1 pseudogene is annotated in these 738 nt (G+C 56.8%); it reads left to right on the forward strand.

The annotated features are described in order from the left end of the window. Positions 1 to 151: 151 nt before the first annotated feature. Positions 152 to 738 (forward strand): annotated as a pseudogene (locus AC0V2Y_RS29015) (hypothetical protein); the annotation flags it as partial.

Below are 738 nucleotides of genomic sequence, written 5' to 3' on the forward strand. Positions count from 1 at the left end.
TGTTTTAGCGAAACTCGTTGAGATTGTATGTAATCAAAAATATGGTTTCAAGAACCATTTTCGAGAATCACAAGGTTTTGATTTCCCGTATCGCGTTGATTTCCCTGGCGGGCTTTTCATAAACCCTCGTTTTCCAGAAAAAGGAAACCGTATGCCCCGCCGTTCGATTCTGTCTGCCTCCGAGCGCGATAGCCTGCTTGCCTTGCCAGTCTCTCTGCTGAATTGGATAGGTCGGCAACTACGGCTCAACCCGATGTGCAGGCCGCAGTATGCCGAACGGGAGGAGACGCGGCGCGAGCATCTGCTTGAGCTGCCGGCGTACCTGGACAGGCCGAACTCGGGGCATATGCTGGAACACATTGAACGCCTCAAAACGTGGTAGACGCTCGACCTGCCTATCAGCATCTAGCGGCTGGTGCACCAGAACCAGCTGCTCAAGATCGCACCCGAGGGCGACCAGATGACGCCCTCCGACCTGGCGAAGTTCGAGCTGCAGCGCCGCTACGGCACCGAGGGCATGGCTACCGTCACCGACGAAATCATCGACCTGCATGACCGCATCCTGGGCTAACTGTTCAACGCTGCCAGCAACAAGCATCAACAGCAGTTCCAGGCATCCGGCAAGGCAATTAGCGCCAAAGTGGGGCTGTTCGGGCGCATCGGCCTGGTGCTGATAGAAGCCGAGCAGCCAGGCCGCGATCCGTTTACCGCCATTGAGGCGCAAGTCCTGGGATGCCA

The sequence above is a fragment of the Janthinobacterium sp. BHSEK genome (assembly GCF_056174685.1).